Below are 17,662 nucleotides of genomic sequence, written 5' to 3' on the forward strand. Positions count from 1 at the left end.
TAGTGACGCCAACAAAACAAAGGGGAAGCGTGATGCTTCCCCTTTTTCATTACGGATGTTTTTAAATGAAACTAGTTTTTCGTTACCGTCACGATTGGCGCCGACTTGTTAGCCGCGTTGAAGTGGAAGTTGTAATTTCCTGCTTCTGCAATCGCAATTTTCAGGTTTGCACTACCGCCACCGACTTCCATCGTTAGCGCTTTACCAAGCTCAACACTGCCTTCGCCACCGAAGTTGGTGTCTGCTGCCCAGTCTGCGCTCGCAACTTTCATCTCGTAGTTGCCCGCCGCTAGGTCAATGTCTAGCGAGTAAACGTCATTTGCTACATAGCTGAACTTCGCAGTTGAGTCTTGCGCTGGAGTGTCCCATGTGGTGATAGTGCCACGTAGGTAAAGTGCTGTTTCACCGAACGTTGGTGCATCTGCTGACTTCGTCACTGAAACGACAGGTTTTTCTACGCTTTCATCTTGAGCATGTAACGCGTTCAGAGTGAAGTTGTACTTACCAGTTTCAGCGACAGACAACGTACAGTTCCCCGCAGAGCCTAAGTCTAGTGAGCCAGAAGCCAAATCCGCAGCATCACAACCGATGTTTGGATTTGCCCATCCTGAGTCCGCAAATTTGAACTCGTGTTCACCTGCTTCAAGAACGCCTGTTACAGAGTACATGCCGTTGCCAATAAAGGTCATCGCCCAGTCACTGCTATCTGACCACTCGTTCATGGTGCCTTTGACGTAAACCACAGTTTCGCCGTAAGGAGGAATGCTCGATACGTCTTTATCGTCCGTGTTTACTGGTAGGCCTGCACCTTGCGCGCCGTCTTGTGGCTGTACGAATACCGCTGTTGTCAGTGCTGGTACTGTGAACGTTTCATTGGCGAAGCTTGCACCTTTCACGATGTCATCCGCAGAGTTTTGTTGAACTTCATGCAGCTCGAAACCAGTTGCGCCAGCAACTTTGAAAGATTTCTCAGTTGATGTTGAGTTCACAACGGCCACGATTGCATCGTAGTTCGAATCCAAATCGGCACCTGCTGATGTGCCATCGTCGATAGACATCACAATCAAGCCTTCTACTTGGTCTTGGCCCACGTTGCGGAAATCAACACGATTCATCACTTCTTGCGCGGTGTCTAAGCGGAACAGTTCGCTTGTACTACGGATTTTTAGTAGCTCTAGGAATTGTTGCTTCGTCAGCTCGATGTCTGTTGAGTCTGGTTTCGCCGTGCTGTCACCGACGATGTTTTTGATCAACTCCCAGTTTGCACCGTCTTTGTCTTCACGTGGTAGACCAACGTTCCAGTTATTGTCGCTTCCATCGAAGAATACACGGTTGAACCAGTCACCAGAATCGTACGAGTCACGCTGCATTGACTTAGAGCGCAATAGCTCAGAACCCATGTGAATGAACGGAATACCTTGACCTAGCATCACCGTTGATAGTGATACAGACTGCATTCGTGCGCGCTCAGCAGATGAAGTACCTGTCGCAATCTTGTAAGCGTTGTTGTCCCACAACGTTTGGTTATCGTGCTTAGACACGTAGGAAATGTTCTCTGATGGCACTTTTGTGTAGCCTGCTGGAGCACCATTGTAATCAACATTCTTACCAAGTTTGGTTTCGCCTTTGTAATCCAGAAGGACGTAGTCAGCTAAGTTGCCTGCCATACCTAGACGGACCAGATCTTGGTTGTGTAGGCGGCCATTCACAGATTCTGCATCAGTTTTAGTTTCTTCGTTCGCGTAAGCGGCGTTACCAAAGCCTTGGTTGAAGCGAAGTGGGTGCTTACCTTCTGAATCTACACCGCCATCAAACGGGCTTCCGCCACGAACTGCGTCACGCAGACGGTCAGAGAAAGTACCGATTTCTGTCCCCGCCATGTTGACTTGTGTCGCTTGATCGAAGCGAGCGTTTTGCGCGACTTCACCGAAGTCCCAGCCTTCGCCGTAGAATAAAGTATTCGGATCAATTTCACGGACTTTTTCAAGTGCGTAAACCATGACATCTTTCGGCTGGTGGCCCATAAGGTCAAAACGGAAACCATCGACTTTATAGTCATCCGCCCACACCATCAATGAGTCAACCATCAGTTTACCCATCATTAGGTTTTCGGTGGCGGTGTTATCACAACAGGTTGAGTTTTCTACGCCGCCAGTGTTGACGTTTAGGCGGTGGTAGTACCCAGGGACAATTTTATCCAGTACTGATTTTTCGTTCACACCAGATGCATTCGTGTGGTTGTACACGACGTCCATGACCAGTTTCAGATCCATTTTATGCGTCGCTTGCACCATTTCGCGGAACTCAAGGATACGTTTAGACCCGTTAGGATCGGTCGCATAACTGCCTTCTGGTACAGTGTAGTGGTATGGGTCGTAACCCCAGTTGAAGCTGTCTAGCATGCGAAGATCGTTCATCAACGCTTGTGCTTTGCCCGTTGTTGGGTCGTAGCTATTTAATACCTCTTCAATCACTTTGCCGTCATCTTCGGTCTCACAAATGGAGGCTTCTGGCTTGATGCCACAAAGTTTACCCACGGTGTCGGTGATATCGACTCGCTGGTCAGCGTCTTCATCCACGGTTGCAATATCAAATGCTGGCAGGATATGTAGCGTTGTTAGGCCAGCATCTTTTAAAGCTTGTAAGTGAGATACAGACTCACGCTCAGGTTCTGTAAGCGCCAGATATTTGCCATCAAGACTTGGTGTGCCTTTGCTGTCGTTAAAGCTGAAATCACGAATGTGTGACTCGTAAAGGACGTGGTCTTCGTCTTTTTTAACCGTTGGGCGTGCGTAGTTTTTCCAATCTTGAGGCATTAAGCTTGGATCATCTAAATCAACCACTTGCGAGTATCGTGAGTTCTTAGACAAGCTCATTGAATATGGGTCTGTTACCAAACGCGTTTCAACGACGCCAGTTGTTGGGTGGTATACCTTAACTTGGTAGCGATAGTATTTGTTGACAACGTTGCTTTGTGCCTCAGAAGCCCAGATACCTGTTGCTGGATCTTCTGTCATTGCAACGGTAGCTTCTTCCGCTAAGTTTTCATCGTAGATAATAAGATCAACATCTTGAGCAGTTGGTGCCCATAGCTTGAAGGTTGCAGCACCGCCTTCCACAATCGCGCCGAGCTCTTGACCAATCGCGTTACCTGCCTTGGAATCGGCAAATACTGCATCAAGAACCCCCGGCTTTTGCACTTCAGTTGCAGAAATGACGTCACCATTTGCGTTGTAAGCTACCATAACGATTTGTGACTTCAGGATCGTGCGTAGGGTCGCGTCATCGACATCAATGCCTGCAGCTTGGAGGCTAGCAAGGTGACGGAAGCGTGATTTCAGACCATCAGATAAATCACCTGCTTTCGTCAACTCAACCGCCGTGCCACCAGAGATTTGCTTGTCTTCATCCATTTTAATGTCGTTGCTGAGGCTGTAGAACAGCTTCATGGAATCCGCATTGGCCGCCGCTTCCCACGCGATGGTGTTGGCATCTAGCCAATGCGCTTTTTGACCATCAATATCAACAGGGCGTTCTTCGATTGGCTCGTAGTAAAGCTCACTGCTGCCGTGGAAGCCAAACAACCCTTTAGATTCGCCGATTTTCGTCAGCTCCACTTTTGAGTTTGCACTGCCGAATGCTTTCTCATCACCTTTGTGCAGAATGAAGTTCATGCATTCGTGTGGGTCAGAGGCATCTGGGTTCACTTTCAGTACGTAGTAAGCACCGTAGGTGTCGTTGATGCCATCGAATGGATGCGGTGCCGACCAATCCGTTCCTGTGCCAGGAATGCCCATTGCGTCTAAATCTGTGCTGGTACAGCCTTCACCGTTCCACAGGTGCAAGCCCCAACCTTCGTAGTCGCTGGCCGTTGAAGCGGACGCCACATCGCGTTTGTAATAAATGACGACCTCGTTCTCTCCCGCAGGGTACAAGCTTGAGCCTGGGTTCGTCGTATCTTCGTTCGTGCTATCACTACCACAACCGCTGATGACTGCGACGGAAATCAAAGGCAGTACGGTTTTGGCAATTGTTGATAATTTAAATGTCTTATTGTCCACGTTTACAAATCCATTGTTATTGAATTGATATTGAGCTGCGCGCTGCCTTCGCTGACTCAGTCATCAAGAAGGTTTCGCACACGCTAGAAAGGCAGATGCCGAAAAAGGAAATGTTCAACTAGATGCTAATACACTGAATCATCAGCAAAATGTGAGAGCAGGCAGTTAAGTTTTTTACAAGTGAAAATTTTCTGTCACAGTCGATTTTGTTCACAAATTAAATAATAAAACAGACGCATAGTGAGAGCTTCTGCACATCATTAAAATGTAAATTTTTATAGGAGGAGTAAGGGGGGATGATAGGGGAGGAGAATATCTCAGCCCCAAAACCGTGATTAAGTTCTATAAAAATCACAGTGATATTTTTCAATTAAAAATAAGTTGCAGTGATATTGCATAAAATACCGCCATTAAGTCTTGGCAAGCTTCAGATTTTCGCTAAGTGGTCGTTATATAATGAAGGTAGTCGGCGTTATGTCGGCGCGTAATCTTAAGATTTCCCTGAGAGGGAGATGAATTGGGCCCTGAAACCAAAAGAGGCTATTTATGAGTAGTATGGGCATTGCCATTGCGGCAACTGGCCTTTCACTCGTCCTGATATTTGTGTGGATGATCTCGTTGTCGATGCGGAAACAGAGACTCGAGGCAGAGAGGAAAGCTCGCGAAGCCGCTTATCGAAAGGCGATGCAAAAAGCGCGAGAGCAAGAGCGTAAAGAGCGTGAGTTCAAAGCAGAAACCGGACATATCCCCACCATTTTATTTCTAGCGAAAGAAGCTGAGAAGGACAACATTCGTCAAGCGCTTTATTGGTATGATAAAGCCGCTAAGTTGGACAATGTGACGGGAATGTACGGTATTGTTCGCTTGAGTGAGCGCATGCGTGAAGATGTGATTTTAAAAGAGCAGGCAAACTTTTGGCGTACCGCCATTGCCGGAATGGAAGGGGATACCGAAGCGAAATTTGCGACAGGCAAAGCGTTGGTTTTTGGCCGCGGAACGGAAAAAAATATTCCCAAAGGTAACCAACTGATTGAAACTGCAGCCGAAGAAGGCTGCATTGATGCCATGCTTTACATGGGTGAATGGCAACTTTCACCAGACAATAGTGCAGGACGCAGTGCAGATGCGCTTTATTGGTTTATGAAAGCGGCTGAAAAAGACAGCGCGGACGGAAAGATCCAAGTTGGCTTATGTTACCTAAATGGTGTTGGTACAGAAAAAAGCATGGTCAAAGGCTGCTATTGGCTTGAAAGAGCCGCAGAAGGTGGTAGCGCCGAGGCGATGTATCATGCTGGCGAAGCGTGGAAGGACAAAGGTAAAACAGGCAATGCGATTGCTTATGTTTGGTTGTTTCTTGCTGCCAATATGGGGTATCAGCCAGCGCGTACGTTGCGTGACGAAGTGGCGACCAATATTGGTGTTGACGTCGTCGTTGGATTGCAATCTATAGCGAAACCGTTGCAAAGGAAGCTGGCGTCAGGGATGGTAAGAAAGCATTCCATTATTCGGGCGCTGAACAAGGTGTACAAACGCGAAGCGTATTTTCCTGCAGAGGAGGAACTTAACGCGGTGTTGAGTGACGAAAATAAAGACGATGCTAACGCATGGGATGAAGCATCGGCGCCGAACTTCCAGCCTGACATGACGACCTCAACGACGGAAGGGCAGACAACCACATCGTCTACCGAAAAAAAGCTCTCTAAAGAGGCGCTCGATTTCACGCAGAATTTCCTTCAACCATAATTTATCTTATCCATAAGCCTCATAATTGAGGCTTTTCTTTTGCCTTTCTGTCTCAGTATCTCTGTCGATCACAATTACAGACTGTAAACTTATCTAAGCGATTTATTTACTTGATTGCATACTATTTATTCGATTTTTCAACACATTTTTAGTACTTCGCTAAGGCGGGATATGTTTATCTTCAAATAGAGGGATTTCCCTCTTTATCTACTTCTCCTGTTGGGCTCAAATCAAGTCTCTTCAATTGATAGTAATAATGATTGAAGATCAATACTTGATGCCCAGAGTAATAGATGAATAGTATTCATTACTTTATCTAATAATGTAAATTAAAAATTGTATTATAAATCTTAAATTGTGTTTTTATATTTAGGCATGGATTATTGATTTTATAATTAATTAGGCGCAAGATGACGTACAAAATAAAATAGCATAGATAATATGCAGAATTACACTAGGAAGTAACTTTTTCATTACATGTTTCAGCAGAAATGGAGCGAATTAGTTTGCTCTGTTTTTATTTCTATTAGAGATTTGTGTATGTTGAGAATCATTAGTGCAGATAAATTCATCTCTTCAAGATTTATCTTAGAGTACAGTAAGGCTGAGTTCGCTTCTTTATTAGGCGTTTCCGTTGCTAAGATAAGTAATATTGAAAGTGGAAAATCTTCAATCCCCCCGGTGTACGATTACGCCATTAATTATTTACTTAGTGAGCATCCTTTTAAAGATAGTGCTGTTGACGCTTTATGCTCTCACGAAACGTTAAACTTTGCTCGGCGTATTGACGTCAACACCAAAGTAAAGCGCCTGTCCTGCAAGCGCTGCGATAGCCGAAGGCTGCACGTTATGGCAGGAATGAGTGGGTTGTATTTTGTTGAGTGTATGGATTGTAAACATACCATGTACTCGTCAGGCATGTCTGTAAAGCGTTATCAGCAATGGTCGAATGGTGGAGTCAAGCTAGATAGTCATTTATTCAATTAAGTTGTTTTTTCTTTATATCCAAAGTAAAGAGCCATCAATACATGTGTTGATGGCTCTTTTATTATGTGTTTAAATTTGGTTAAAAGTGGAGTGTTTTAAACTGCAATAATATAATTTAACTTATTATATAGTGATGAAAATCTCAAAACTTTATTTTCTTATAATAACCTTCTTTTTAATAATGGTCGTTGTCACATAATTATTGAAGGTTCTTTCCTTTTAGGTGCGTTTCAATATCATTGAGATAGAAACTGGAAAGTGATGAAAGTCTCTAAATTTTAATTCGATAAAATAAGTCTTTTAAATATGAAAATTTAATCACGAAATTTGTAATTTGAATTTTAAATAAATATTTCGTTTGTAATATCTGTCCTTGTCATTTTTAAAGAACAAAAAGAGATATTTCAAATGAAACGTTTAATTATAGGTGTTAGTAATTACATGCCTGAAGACTTTAGCTTATTAGCTGAATCTTTAGATGAACAATTTAATCGTCACTTACTGCCTTTAGAACAAGTTGAATTAACCGACGTTGGTGCGGCTATTATTACGTCAGCAGACATTAAAGCGGGTCTGCACAGAATGATTTCGGAAACAGGGTACGGAATTCCTGTTTTCTTAGTGACCGATGAAACTCCAGTTTCGGCAGAAGATTACGTTTGGTTAACGGGTGTTATTGATTTAGAAAGACAATCTATCGATTACTACTGCCGTCAAATTAATGAAGCCGTGACTAAATATGAGTGTCGTCTGCTCCCTCCTTTCTTCAAGCAATTAACGCACTACGTTGAGATGGGTAACTCGGCGTTTGACTGTCCAGGGCACCAAGGTGGTCAGTTCTTCAAAAAACACCCTGCTGGTAAACAATTCTACGATTTCTTTGGCGAAAACCTATTCCGTAGCGACTTGTGTAACGCGGACGTGGACTTAGGTGACTTACTGATCCACGAAGGTTCTGCACACCAAGCGCAAGCACACGCTGCAAAAGTATTTAACGCTGACAAAACTTACTTCGTACTTAACGGTACTTCTGCTTCAAATAAAGTGGTGTGTAATGCGCTAGTAACTGAAGGTGATTTGGTATTGTTCGACCGCAATAACCACAAGTCGAATCACCACGGCGCGCTAATCCAAGCGGGTGGTATGCCAGTTTATCTAGAAACGGCGCGTAACCCTTGGGGCTTCATTGGTGGTATGGATGAGCACTGTTTCGATGAAGAGTATATTCGTGCTCAAATCGCGAAAGTATCTCCAGAGCGTGCACGAGATGAACGTCCGTTCCGCCTGGCCATCATCCAGTTGGGGACTTACGACGGTACAATTTATAACGCTCGTTACGTCATGGATAAGATCGGCCACCTTTGTGACTACATCTTGTTTGACTCGGCATGGGTAGGCTATGAGCAGTTCATCCCTATGATGAAAGATTGTTCGCCACTGCTACTGGATCTGAAACCAGAAGATGCGGGTGTGATCGTGACTCAGTCTGTTCACAAACAACAAGCTGGTTTCTCTCAAACGTCGCAAATCCACAAAAAAGACCGCCATATCAAAGGCCAAGCTCGTTACTGCAATCACAAACGCTTTAACAACGCGTTTATGATGCACGCATCGACATCTCCTTTCTATGCGTTGTTTGCTGCATTGGATGTGAACGCGAAGATCCACGATGGTGAAGCAGGCTTACGTTTATGGAGCGACGCGGTTAAGACAGGTATTGAAGCGCGTAAAGAAATTCTCAAAAGTTGTGAGTTAATTCGTCCGTTCATTCCAAATGAAATTGAAGGTCAACCTTGGGGCAGTTACGACACGGATGTGATCGCGACCAACAAGAAGTTCTTCATGTTCGAGCCAGATGCAAACTGGCACAAGTTTGAAGGTTATGGCGAAGGTCAATACTTTGTTGACCCATGTAAATTGTTGCTAACCACGGCAGGCATTGCCGAAGACGGCAGCTACGCAGATTTCGGTATTCCGGCAACACTATTGGCGAACTTCCTTCGCGAAAACGGCATCATCCCTGAGAAGTGTGACTTGAACTCCATCTTGTTCCTACTCACTCCAGCGGAAGATATGGGTAAGATCCGTCACCTTGTCGCGCAAATCAACCGATTTGAAAAATTCATTCGTGATGATGCACCTCTCAGTATCGTGCTACCAGGCGTCTACGAAGCGAACAAAGAGCGCTACCGTGGTTACACCATCCGTCAGCTATGTCAGGAAATGCATGACATGTACAAAGAGCTGAACGTGAAACAGCTACAAAAAGCGATGTTCCGCAGTGAATACTTCCCACAAATGGTTCACAAACCAGACGTGGCAACACGTAAATACTTCCGCGGTGAATGCGATTATCTACCACTTAAAGAGGCCGTCGGCCGCGTAGCCGCCGAAGGTGCACTGCCTTACCCTCCAGGCATTATCTGTGTGATCACTGGTGAAATCTGGACTCAACAGGTGGTGGATTACTTCTTATCTCTAGAAGAAGGCATCAACCGATTCCCAGGCTTCGCGCCAGAAATTCAAGGTGTGTACCTTGAAGATGTCGACGGTCGCACTACCGCACATTGCTATGTCCTAAAAGATTAATCTACCCGTTCGCACCACGCTCCGGCGTCGGTGCGAACCGCTTATTCGTGGAGAATAATTTATGAGTACTGAAACTAAAAAAATGTCGGTGGTGCAGTTAACCATTCTGACGTTCATCAACATGGCTGGCTCCGGTATCATTATGCTGCCAAGTAAACTGGCGCAAGTGGGCACCATTTCTGTGTTATCTTGGCTGATCACGGCAGCGGGCTCTTTGGCGTTGGCTTATGTGTTTGCAAAATGTGGTCGCTTTAGTAAACGTGACGGCGGTATGAACGGTTACGCGTCTTACGCATTCGGTAAATCGGGTGCGTTTATGGCGGGCTGGACTTACGGTTTGTCGCTCCTTATTGCGAATATTGCGATAGCGATTACCTGTGTGGGTTACGGCTCCGCATTTTTTGAAGTGACCCTATCTCCGGTCGAAACCTGTTTGTACACCATCGCCATTCTTTGGATTTGTACTTTCGCTAACTTCGGTGGTGCGAAAATTACAGGTCAAATCGGCACCTTCACGGTATGGGGTGTGATCCTACCGGTATGTTCGCTAGGTATTGTTGGTTGGTTCTGGTTTAACCCAACCATGTACATCGAAGCTTGGAACCCACACCACCTGCCATTTGGTGAAGCTGTGAGCGCTTCTATTGCCATGACACTATGGGCGTTTCTTGGTCTTGAATCAGCTTGTGCGAACTCTGAAGCAGTAGAAAACCCAGAGAAGAACGTACCAATCGCAGTATTGGGCGGTACGTTGATTGCTGCGGTGGTTTACATTGTATCGACAAACATCTGTTCTGGTATCGTTGCAAACTCTGAGCTTGCCGCTTCTACCGCGCCATTCTCAACCGTATGGTCTGTGATGCTTGGCTCAGCAGCAGGTAAAGCGGTTGCTGGTATGGCGGTATTGGCTTGTGCGGGTTCTCTATTAGGTTGGCAGTTCACTATCGCGTCAGTGTTCAAATCATCTTCTGATGCGGGCTTCTTCCCTAAATTGTTCTCTCAAGTGGACAAACGTGGTACGCCAACCAAAGGTATGGTGGCCATCACGGTTATCCAATCGGTGCTGTCTTTAATGACTATTTCTCCAACGCTGAACGAGCAGTTCGAAGCGCTGGTTAACCTAGCGGTAGTAACGAACGTAATTCCTTACATCCTATGTATGGGCGCAATTTTCATCATGCAGCAAGTGGCGCACGTGCCAGAGCGCGAGATGAAAACCACCAACATTATCGCTCTGATTGGTTCCCTATACAGCTTCTACGCGCTATATGGTTCCGGCTACGAAGCGATGATGTGGGGCTCAATCGTAACCTTCCTAGGTTGGAGTGCTTACGGTCTGATTGCTGCCAAGCATGAGCCTTTAGCAAATTAAAAAATAATAATGAAAGAGCCTTCCCAAACGCGGTGTGGAAGGCTCTTTGTTTTTAGGCGCTTATGCCAAGCCCAAGTCAGAACAAGGCTCTTGGGAATAAATATCCAATGATGTGAAAACTCATTTTCGACATTTGGAGGACGAAAGATGATAAGTCAACCTGTTAAAATCGGTGACGATACCGCCGTAGTCATTCCAAGCGTAATCCTGACTCAACTCGGGATAAGGGAAGGAGATACCCTAGAAATCGCACTGAATAAAGACAAAATGGAAATCAAGAAGATGGTGTTGAAAACCAGCGCTCCAACTTACTCTGAAGAAGTTAACGAGAATTGAGTTAGAGAATCTTGGTTTGTCGGATACACTACTGGTTTCGCAAAACTGGCGCTTGCCGCTGTCTTTGAACTATCGATAACAACAATAAGAGGTAAGGTACTATGCAAGGTATCCTCTCTATACAATCTCATGTTTCTTTTGGTCATGCTGGTAACAGCAGTGCCGTTTTCCCAATGCAACGCATGGGCTTCGAAGTATGGCCGATTCATACCGTTCAATTTTCTAACCACACGCAGTATCAAGAAGGTTGGACTGGGCGAGCGTTTGCGGCTGAAGACATTAGCGAGTTAGTGCGTGGTCTTAGTAACATCGGTGCATTGGAAAAGTGCCAAGCGGTGTTGACGGGCTACCAAGGCAGCGCAGAGCAGTGCCTTGCTGTTGAAGATACCGTGACGAAAGTGAAGCAAGCGAATCCGAAGGCACTTTATGTTTGCGACCCTGTGATGGGCGCGCCAGACAAAGGCTGTATTGTGGCGCCGGGTATTGCAGAAAACTTGTTAAACCGTCTGATGCCAATGGCAGATGTGATCGTGCCTAACCAGTTCGAGCTAAGCCAATTTGCAGAGATGGAAATCCACTCGTTAGACGATGCGATCACGGCATGCCAACGTGCACTAGCGAAAGGTCCAAAAATAGTGCTAGTGAAGCACCTTTACTGCCTAGAGAATGGCAGCTTCAACATGTTACTGGCAACGCAAGAAGGCATTTACTTAGCGAAGCGTCCTCAGTTTGAGTTTGCCAAACAGCCTGTGGGTGTGGGTGATCTTATTTCGGCTATCTTCACCGCTGGATTATTGAAGGGGTGGTCTCCTAAGCAAGCTTTCCAACACTGCCATGACGCGTGCTACGGGGTATTAAGCGCCACTTACCATGCTGGGGAGTGGGAGCTGCAAACTATCGCGGCACAGCAAGAATTTGTTGAGCCAAGTAAGCATTTCTCAATTGAAGAGGTGGCTCTGGCCACCGCGTAATTGAGCGCAAAGCATCCGTACTTAAACAAAAAAGGGGAGCCATCATCGGCTCCCCTTTCTATTTGTTCTGTCAGTCTTACTGAGCTTTTTGCTGTTCTGACTTACAAACTGCTGCAGTGAAGACAACGTCTGTTGAACTGTTTAGTGCAGTTTCAGCAGAGTCTTGAATCACGCCGATGATGAAGCCAACCGCTACAACCTGCATTGCTACGTCGTTTGAGATACCAAACAGACCACACGCAAGTGGGATAAGTAGTAGCGAGCCACCTGCAACACCTGATGCGCCACATGCAGAAACCGCAGCCACAATACTTAGCAGTAGTGCAGTCAGTAGATCAACTTCAATACCCATAGTGTGCACAGCTGCAAGCGTTAGCGTTGTGATAGTGATTGCAGCACCAGCCATGTTAATGGTCGCACCTAGAGGGATAGATACTGAGTATGTATCTTCGTCCAGTTTTAGCTTCTCACATAGTGCCATGTTTACTGGGATATTCGCCGCACTTGAACGAGTGAAGAACGCGGTTACACCACTTTCACGTAGGCAACGGAATACAAGTGGGTAAGGGTTTTGCTTAGTTTTAACGAACACGATCGCCGGGTTTACAACGAGTGCGATGATCATCATAGCGCCAAGAAGAACCGCCAGAAGGTGTGCGTAGCTTGCTAGTGCGCTAAAGCCTGTTGTTGCGAACGTTGAAGCAACTAGGCCAAAGATACCAAATGGTGCAAGACGAATGATAAAGCGAACAATGTGAGACACGCTGTGGCTGAGATCTTCAAACACGGCTTTCGTTGTTGCAGATGCGTGGTGTAGCGCAAGACCCAGACCCACACCCCAAGCAAGAATGCCGATGTAGTTTGCTTCTACTAGTGCATTTACTGGGTTGTCGACCAGTTTAAACAACAGTGTGCGTAGAATTTCAGCAATACCTTGAGGCGGCGTTGCACCTTCAGCGCCGGTGACAAGCGTTAAATTGGTCGGGAAAAGGAAGCTTAGAACCACTGCTGATAGCGCCGCGAAGAACGTACCCATCAGGTACAGTACAACGATTGGACGCATGTACGTGTGCTGGTTTTTCTTTTGGTTCGCAATTGAAGCGGCAACCAAAATAAACACAAGGATTGGCGCGATCGCTTTAAGAGCACCAACAAAAAGGCTACCAATTAATCCTGCACTTTCGGCATGGCTTGGGGAAATTGTGGCGAGCAAAATACCAAAGACAATACCGACAAGGATCTGGACGACGAGGTTACCACGAGCAAATCGGGCAACGAGGCTGTTGTGTTGCATACATCATTCCTGCAATTTTATGCCAGAGCGAGCAGGGCAATAGTCCATCATTACACGGCGATAATGCCCTTGTATTGCAAGGGGTGAGCATTGCTTCTGGTCACTAAGACACATGATTATCAATTATCCTGTTTTTATAAATTCAGCCATTTTCTTGCTGAATATCACATATCTTAGCTTGGTAATATTTTGTGTCTAGTTTTAGTTTGTTTTTGGATTAAATGTTTGCTCAATGTTATTTAAATAAGACTTTTATGTTGAAAATTATCATTAGTTATGAGTAATGGTTTTTAATAAAGTTGTTAAAAAGGAGACTTTCGTCTCCTTTGATTTTATTGACAACTCAAACGTAACAAATCAATAACTTTGTTGGCGCCTGCGCTTATCACTCATGGCATTTCGAGTGAGTTTCCCGAACTGTCGACTTTGAGCTCGTTGTTCTGCCAAAGTCGCGCCGTTAAAGGCTTGTTCTCGCAATAGTTTTTGATAGTTATTGAAACGACGAACCTCCAGTGTGCCATTTTCAATCGCAGCTTGAACTGCGCAACCCGGCTCAGTTTGATGCTGGCAATCACCAAAGCGACAACGTTGAGCGAGACCCTCAATGTCAGAAAATGCTTCACTGACGCCCACTTCGCAGTCTGCTAGTTGAAGCTCGCGCATTCCCGGAGTATCAATCAAGATGCCGCCATCAGGTAATAGATGGATAGAGCGCGATGTGGTTGTATGTCGCCCTTTGCTATCGTCTTCACGAATATGCCCAGTCGCCTGTTCTTGCTGCCCGAGTAATGCATTCACAAGAGTTGATTTGCCAACGCCTGAAGAACCGATAAAAGCGACGGATTGTCCTTCTTCGCACCAGCTCATGAGTTTAGAAGCACTCTCTGTTTCTAAGCCGTTGACTGTCTCTATGACTAATAGAGGGTCGAGCTTCTGTACTTGGCTTTTTAGTTCATCAATGTTGCCACACAAATCGGCTTTGGAAAGCACGATGACGGGTTCGACTTCGGCTTCATGAGCCAAGGCGAGATAGCGTTCAATACGACTTAAATTGAAGTCGTCGTTAAGGGAACAGACGATAAAAACGGTATCCACATTTGCGGCGATGAGCTGCTCTGCCACTTTGCTGCCTGCTGCTTTGCGGCTAAAGAGGCTCAAGCGATCCAGTAAGCGAACAAATTGCTGATCGTCATTTAAGATAACCCAGTCTCCGACGGTCATATTGGGTAGAGATTGATGGGCATTGAGGTGAACTTGCCCCATTTCTGTCGCCAATAGGTAACCACTTCGGTGATGCGCAATCACACGTGCAAAGATAGTGTTGTCGTAATCGTCTAGTGTCAGTTGTTGCTGAAAAAATGGTTTCCAACCCAATCGTTTTAGTGGGTTTGAAGTTGAAATTAATGTGTCACAAAAAGTATGTGTTTGATTCATTGTTGAATTATCCCAGACGCAAAAAAGCGCCTTAATACAAATCGCATTAGGGTCTAATTCGGATAGAGTTGACCCCGGTGAAGACCGGGCAGAGAAGGGGAGTTGTGGCTATGCCACGCAATTGGTGCGGTTAGGGTTACCCTTGCGATGCCCAGTTAGTGTTATTCAATACAATCATCATGTGTCCTCTTCGTTGGTTAATAAATAAGTGAATTAATTAAGCCAAGAGAGTATAGCCGCCCTTTTTCTTAGAGGGTAGCTATACTGCGAAAATATTAGCTTTGTTTGTTGATGCGCTCTTCCATTATCTGCGAATACGTGTTGGCTTTTAAGCCGTATATGATTTGGACATGACGCTCATCCAATATCACGACGCCATGTGCGCCATGATTTTTGAGTGCATTTTTATCTATGATGGACGTCGTTCTGAGGGTAAGACGCAGCCGAGTCGCGCATGCTCCGGTTTCTAGCAGGTTTTCTATCCCCCCAATGGCGTCAATGATCGTATCGACGTCTTGTTCGACATTGGGGTTGGTTTGAGTTAGGAAACTGAAAAACTGTTTCAGCACTGACTTAACTGTCATTTGAGGAGCCTTCAGTCGTCAGTTTTGAAATGGCTTCAACAATCGGTGCCGGCGAGAGTGTATGCGGTACCTTGGTTATTAACGTGCCATCCGGCTTCAAGAAGTAAAAGTAAGAGCTGTGATCAAGCGTGTATTTGAGCTCCGAGCCTTCCAATTCGGTTTTTCGGAAAATAACACCATAGTTGTGTGCCAAAGGTGTGGTTACATCAAGCGGTGCCGATAGGCCTTCAATCATTGGATGGAAGTAATGGGCATATTTCGCCGAGGCATCGGCCTCATCACGCTCTGGATCTAAAGAAATGAACATTGGGCGCAGTTGTGCTTTTTGCGTTTCATCGATTTGATTCAGGGCTCCTGCCAGCATAGCAAGCGAAGTTGGGCAAACATCTGGGCAGCGAGTAAAACCAAAATAGACGACTCGAATGCGAGGGTCATTCACATCGAAGATATTGACGGCTTGGTTATTTTCCCCAAACAATACCGTTTGTTGAGAGGTGGAACTATCCACTTGCTCTGGCTTCGTTTTCTGATTATCTAAATAGCTCTTTACGCCAAACCCGAGGGCGAAAGCAACTACGAGAAATAGGGACCAATTGCGGCTCATAATGATTCCTTATCTTTGCATTTTTATAGCAGGGTAAACGGTATTCTCTCCATCACTGAGTTCACCAACCCAGGTCATGGCGTCTTGAGTGCAAACCGGCAGAATGATGTCACCTTGATATTGACCGGGAGTGACTTGCTTCAGTAAAAACTTGGGTTCTCCCATCTCCATTTCTCTTCCTGAAAGGCTTAGGACGAGTTGCTCAGCATCGCTTGTGTGCCACTCAACATTCAGAGTAGTGGGTACCAAGGGTTGAGCAGTATCTGCGTTGAGCGTCATCGTAACATTCTCTTGAACGCACGAGACAGTAGAGAGAAAGCAATACTCATCTATCGGTTTGATCGGAGTGGATGAAGAAAAGCTTTTTAGTAACGTCGGGGCATAAAATCCCGCAACCAGTGCGGCTGAAACAGCGGCGATTTGTAACACTTTCATTAAGGTTCAGCATTTATCACTTAACATTATCTGCATCGTAGCACAGAAGCGTCATTCGCCAACTCGTGGCCTAGATAAATTGTGCGTTGTGCCTCGATGACAGAGATCAAAATAACCGCGCGGCTTAGGGGCTGTTGAATCAAGCCCATAAAGATTTTCAATTGCGATGATTTTCTCTTAGCCAACAAACAAAAACGAAGCCAATTGGCTCCGTTATTGTTTGTTGATTCCGTATTGATTTGATACCGCAGTTACTTGTCTGAATCTGCGAATTTTTCGAGACTCAAAACCAGCGCAATGGCAGCAAGCATCATCACAACGGCAAGCACTAACTGAGAAGGTTGTGACGTCACGTGTTCAAATTCAAATGGTGATAGGTTGTGCTGTAGCAAGGGCACTTGCTCACCCTTTGAATTGGTGCGCCAAGTGATGGTTTCTTTCCAAGGCCAAATCTTTGGTAACGTACCAATCATTAAGCCTGTCAAAAACATCAGAGTGAAATCGCGGAACTTGCGTAGTAACCACGACAATAGATGCGAAAAGGACAGCAAACCAATCACACAACCTGACAAAAACAGCGCCAATGTATCGACTTGGAAACCTTTCACGGCGGCTAATACAGGTGCATACATCCCAATCAATAACAAGATAAAGCTGCCAGAGATGCCCGGTAAGATCATCGCGCAAATCGCGATAGCACCAGCGAACAATGTGTTAATAGCCGTTGGTTCCATGTGCAGAGGTTTAAGCACGGTGATGCTGTACGCAAATCCGACACCAACGAGTAAAGTCACGAAGCGGATAAGATCACGTTGTTCAACCTGACGAATAATGTGATAGACCGATACCAAAATCAGACCAAAGAAAAATGACCAAAGTGGGATCGGGTGTGTGTCAAGAAGCCAAGTGATCAACTTTGCTAGCGTAGCAATGCTGGTGAAAATACCGGCAAACAGAGCGATAAGGAAGAAACCGTTGATGTGATTAAAGGCGGCTTTAACCCCTTTTTTTCGCCAAATAGAGAAAAGTGATGGGTTAATGCGTCGAATGCTCTCAAGCAGAGTATCGTAAATGCCGGTGATAAACGCGATGGTGCCGCCTGATACGCCAGGAACAACATCTGCTGCGCCCATGGCGATTCCTTTGAAGAAAGTAATTAAGTAGTTCATTGCTCTAATGCTAAGTCGTTTCGATGGCACAGAGTATACAAACATTGCGACGAAAAAAGTATGAAATAGTGCTGTAGCTACTG

13 protein-coding genes are annotated in these 17,662 nt (G+C 45.5%); 6 read left to right on the top strand and 7 right to left on the bottom strand.

Features of this window, described 5'->3' with window-relative positions; translation table 11 throughout:
* Positions 1-71: 71 nt before the first annotated feature.
* A complete protein-coding gene (gene pulA, locus NL644_RS01065) occupies positions 72-4,061 on the bottom strand; it encodes a pullulanase-type alpha-1,6-glucosidase (RefSeq protein WP_253657876.1) in 3,990 nt (1,329 codons plus the stop codon).
* 546 nt (positions 4,062-4,607) lie between these two features.
* Between pulA and NL644_RS01070 the strand changes: the two genes are divergently transcribed.
* From NL644_RS01070 to pdxY, 6 genes are all read left to right on the top strand, one after another.
* Positions 4,608-5,804: a tetratricopeptide repeat protein gene (locus NL644_RS01070; protein ID WP_253657877.1), complete on the top strand. Its 1,197-nt coding sequence runs from the start codon at positions 4,608-4,610 to the stop codon at positions 5,802-5,804.
* 540 nt (positions 5,805-6,344) lie between these two features.
* Positions 6,345-6,791 (top strand): helix-turn-helix transcriptional regulator, encoded by a 447-nt coding sequence (locus tag NL644_RS01075; protein ID WP_031780583.1) that lies wholly within the window; start codon positions 6,345-6,347, stop codon positions 6,789-6,791.
* Between the two features lie 408 nt (positions 6,792-7,199).
* Complete coding sequence (speF, locus tag NL644_RS01080) at positions 7,200-9,380, top strand: ornithine decarboxylase SpeF (RefSeq protein ID WP_031780582.1); 2,181 nt, start codon at positions 7,200-7,202, stop codon at positions 9,378-9,380.
* 61 nt (positions 9,381-9,441) lie between these two features.
* Positions 9,442-10,752, top strand: a complete 1,311-nt coding sequence (gene potE, locus NL644_RS01085) for a putrescine-ornithine antiporter (RefSeq protein WP_253657878.1) — start codon at positions 9,442-9,444, stop codon at positions 10,750-10,752.
* A 147-nt stretch (positions 10,753-10,899) separates the two neighbouring features.
* Complete coding sequence (locus tag NL644_RS01090; protein ID WP_005396772.1) at positions 10,900-11,088, top strand: AbrB/MazE/SpoVT family DNA-binding domain-containing protein; 189 nt, start codon at positions 10,900-10,902, stop codon at positions 11,086-11,088.
* A 101-nt stretch (positions 11,089-11,189) separates the two neighbouring features.
* The gene (gene pdxY, locus NL644_RS01095; RefSeq protein WP_114322735.1) at positions 11,190-12,059 is read left to right on the top strand and encodes a pyridoxal kinase PdxY; all 870 of its coding nucleotides are present in this window, start codon (positions 11,190-11,192) and stop codon (positions 12,057-12,059) included.
* Positions 12,060-12,135: 76 nt separating this feature from the next.
* On the opposite strand, the gene sstT is transcribed toward pdxY, so the two are convergent.
* From sstT to NL644_RS01125, 6 genes are all read right to left on the bottom strand, one after another.
* Positions 12,136-13,353, bottom strand: a complete 1,218-nt coding sequence (gene sstT, locus NL644_RS01100) for a serine/threonine transporter SstT (protein WP_005396770.1) — start codon at positions 13,351-13,353, stop codon at positions 12,136-12,138.
* Between the two features lie 357 nt (positions 13,354-13,710).
* The gene (rsgA, locus tag NL644_RS01105) at positions 13,711-14,787 is read right to left on the bottom strand and encodes a ribosome small subunit-dependent GTPase A (RefSeq protein ID WP_114322736.1); all 1,077 of its coding nucleotides are present in this window, start codon (positions 14,785-14,787) and stop codon (positions 13,711-13,713) included.
* 275 nt (positions 14,788-15,062) lie between these two features.
* Positions 15,063-15,371 (bottom strand): PTS transporter subunit EIIB, encoded by a 309-nt coding sequence (locus tag NL644_RS01110; RefSeq protein ID WP_046875700.1) that lies wholly within the window; start codon positions 15,369-15,371, stop codon positions 15,063-15,065.
* Positions 15,361-15,975: an SCO family protein gene (locus NL644_RS01115; RefSeq protein WP_114322737.1), complete on the bottom strand. Its 615-nt coding sequence runs from the start codon at positions 15,973-15,975 to the stop codon at positions 15,361-15,363. Before NL644_RS01115 ends, NL644_RS01110 begins: the two co-directional genes overlap by 11 nt.
* 9 nt (positions 15,976-15,984) lie before the next feature.
* Complete coding sequence (locus NL644_RS01120; protein WP_053808243.1) at positions 15,985-16,410, bottom strand: hypothetical protein; 426 nt, start codon at positions 16,408-16,410, stop codon at positions 15,985-15,987.
* Positions 16,411-16,661: 251 nt separating this feature from the next.
* Positions 16,662-17,579 (bottom strand): DUF368 domain-containing protein, encoded by a 918-nt coding sequence (locus tag NL644_RS01125; RefSeq protein ID WP_041853110.1) that lies wholly within the window; start codon positions 17,577-17,579, stop codon positions 16,662-16,664.
* Between the last annotated feature and the right edge of the window lie 83 nt (positions 17,580-17,662).

The sequence above is a fragment of the Vibrio sp. Y10_XG_PY6 genome, from assembly GCF_024181795.1.
GTDB lineage: Bacteria > Pseudomonadota > Gammaproteobacteria > Enterobacterales > Vibrionaceae > Vibrio > Vibrio diabolicus.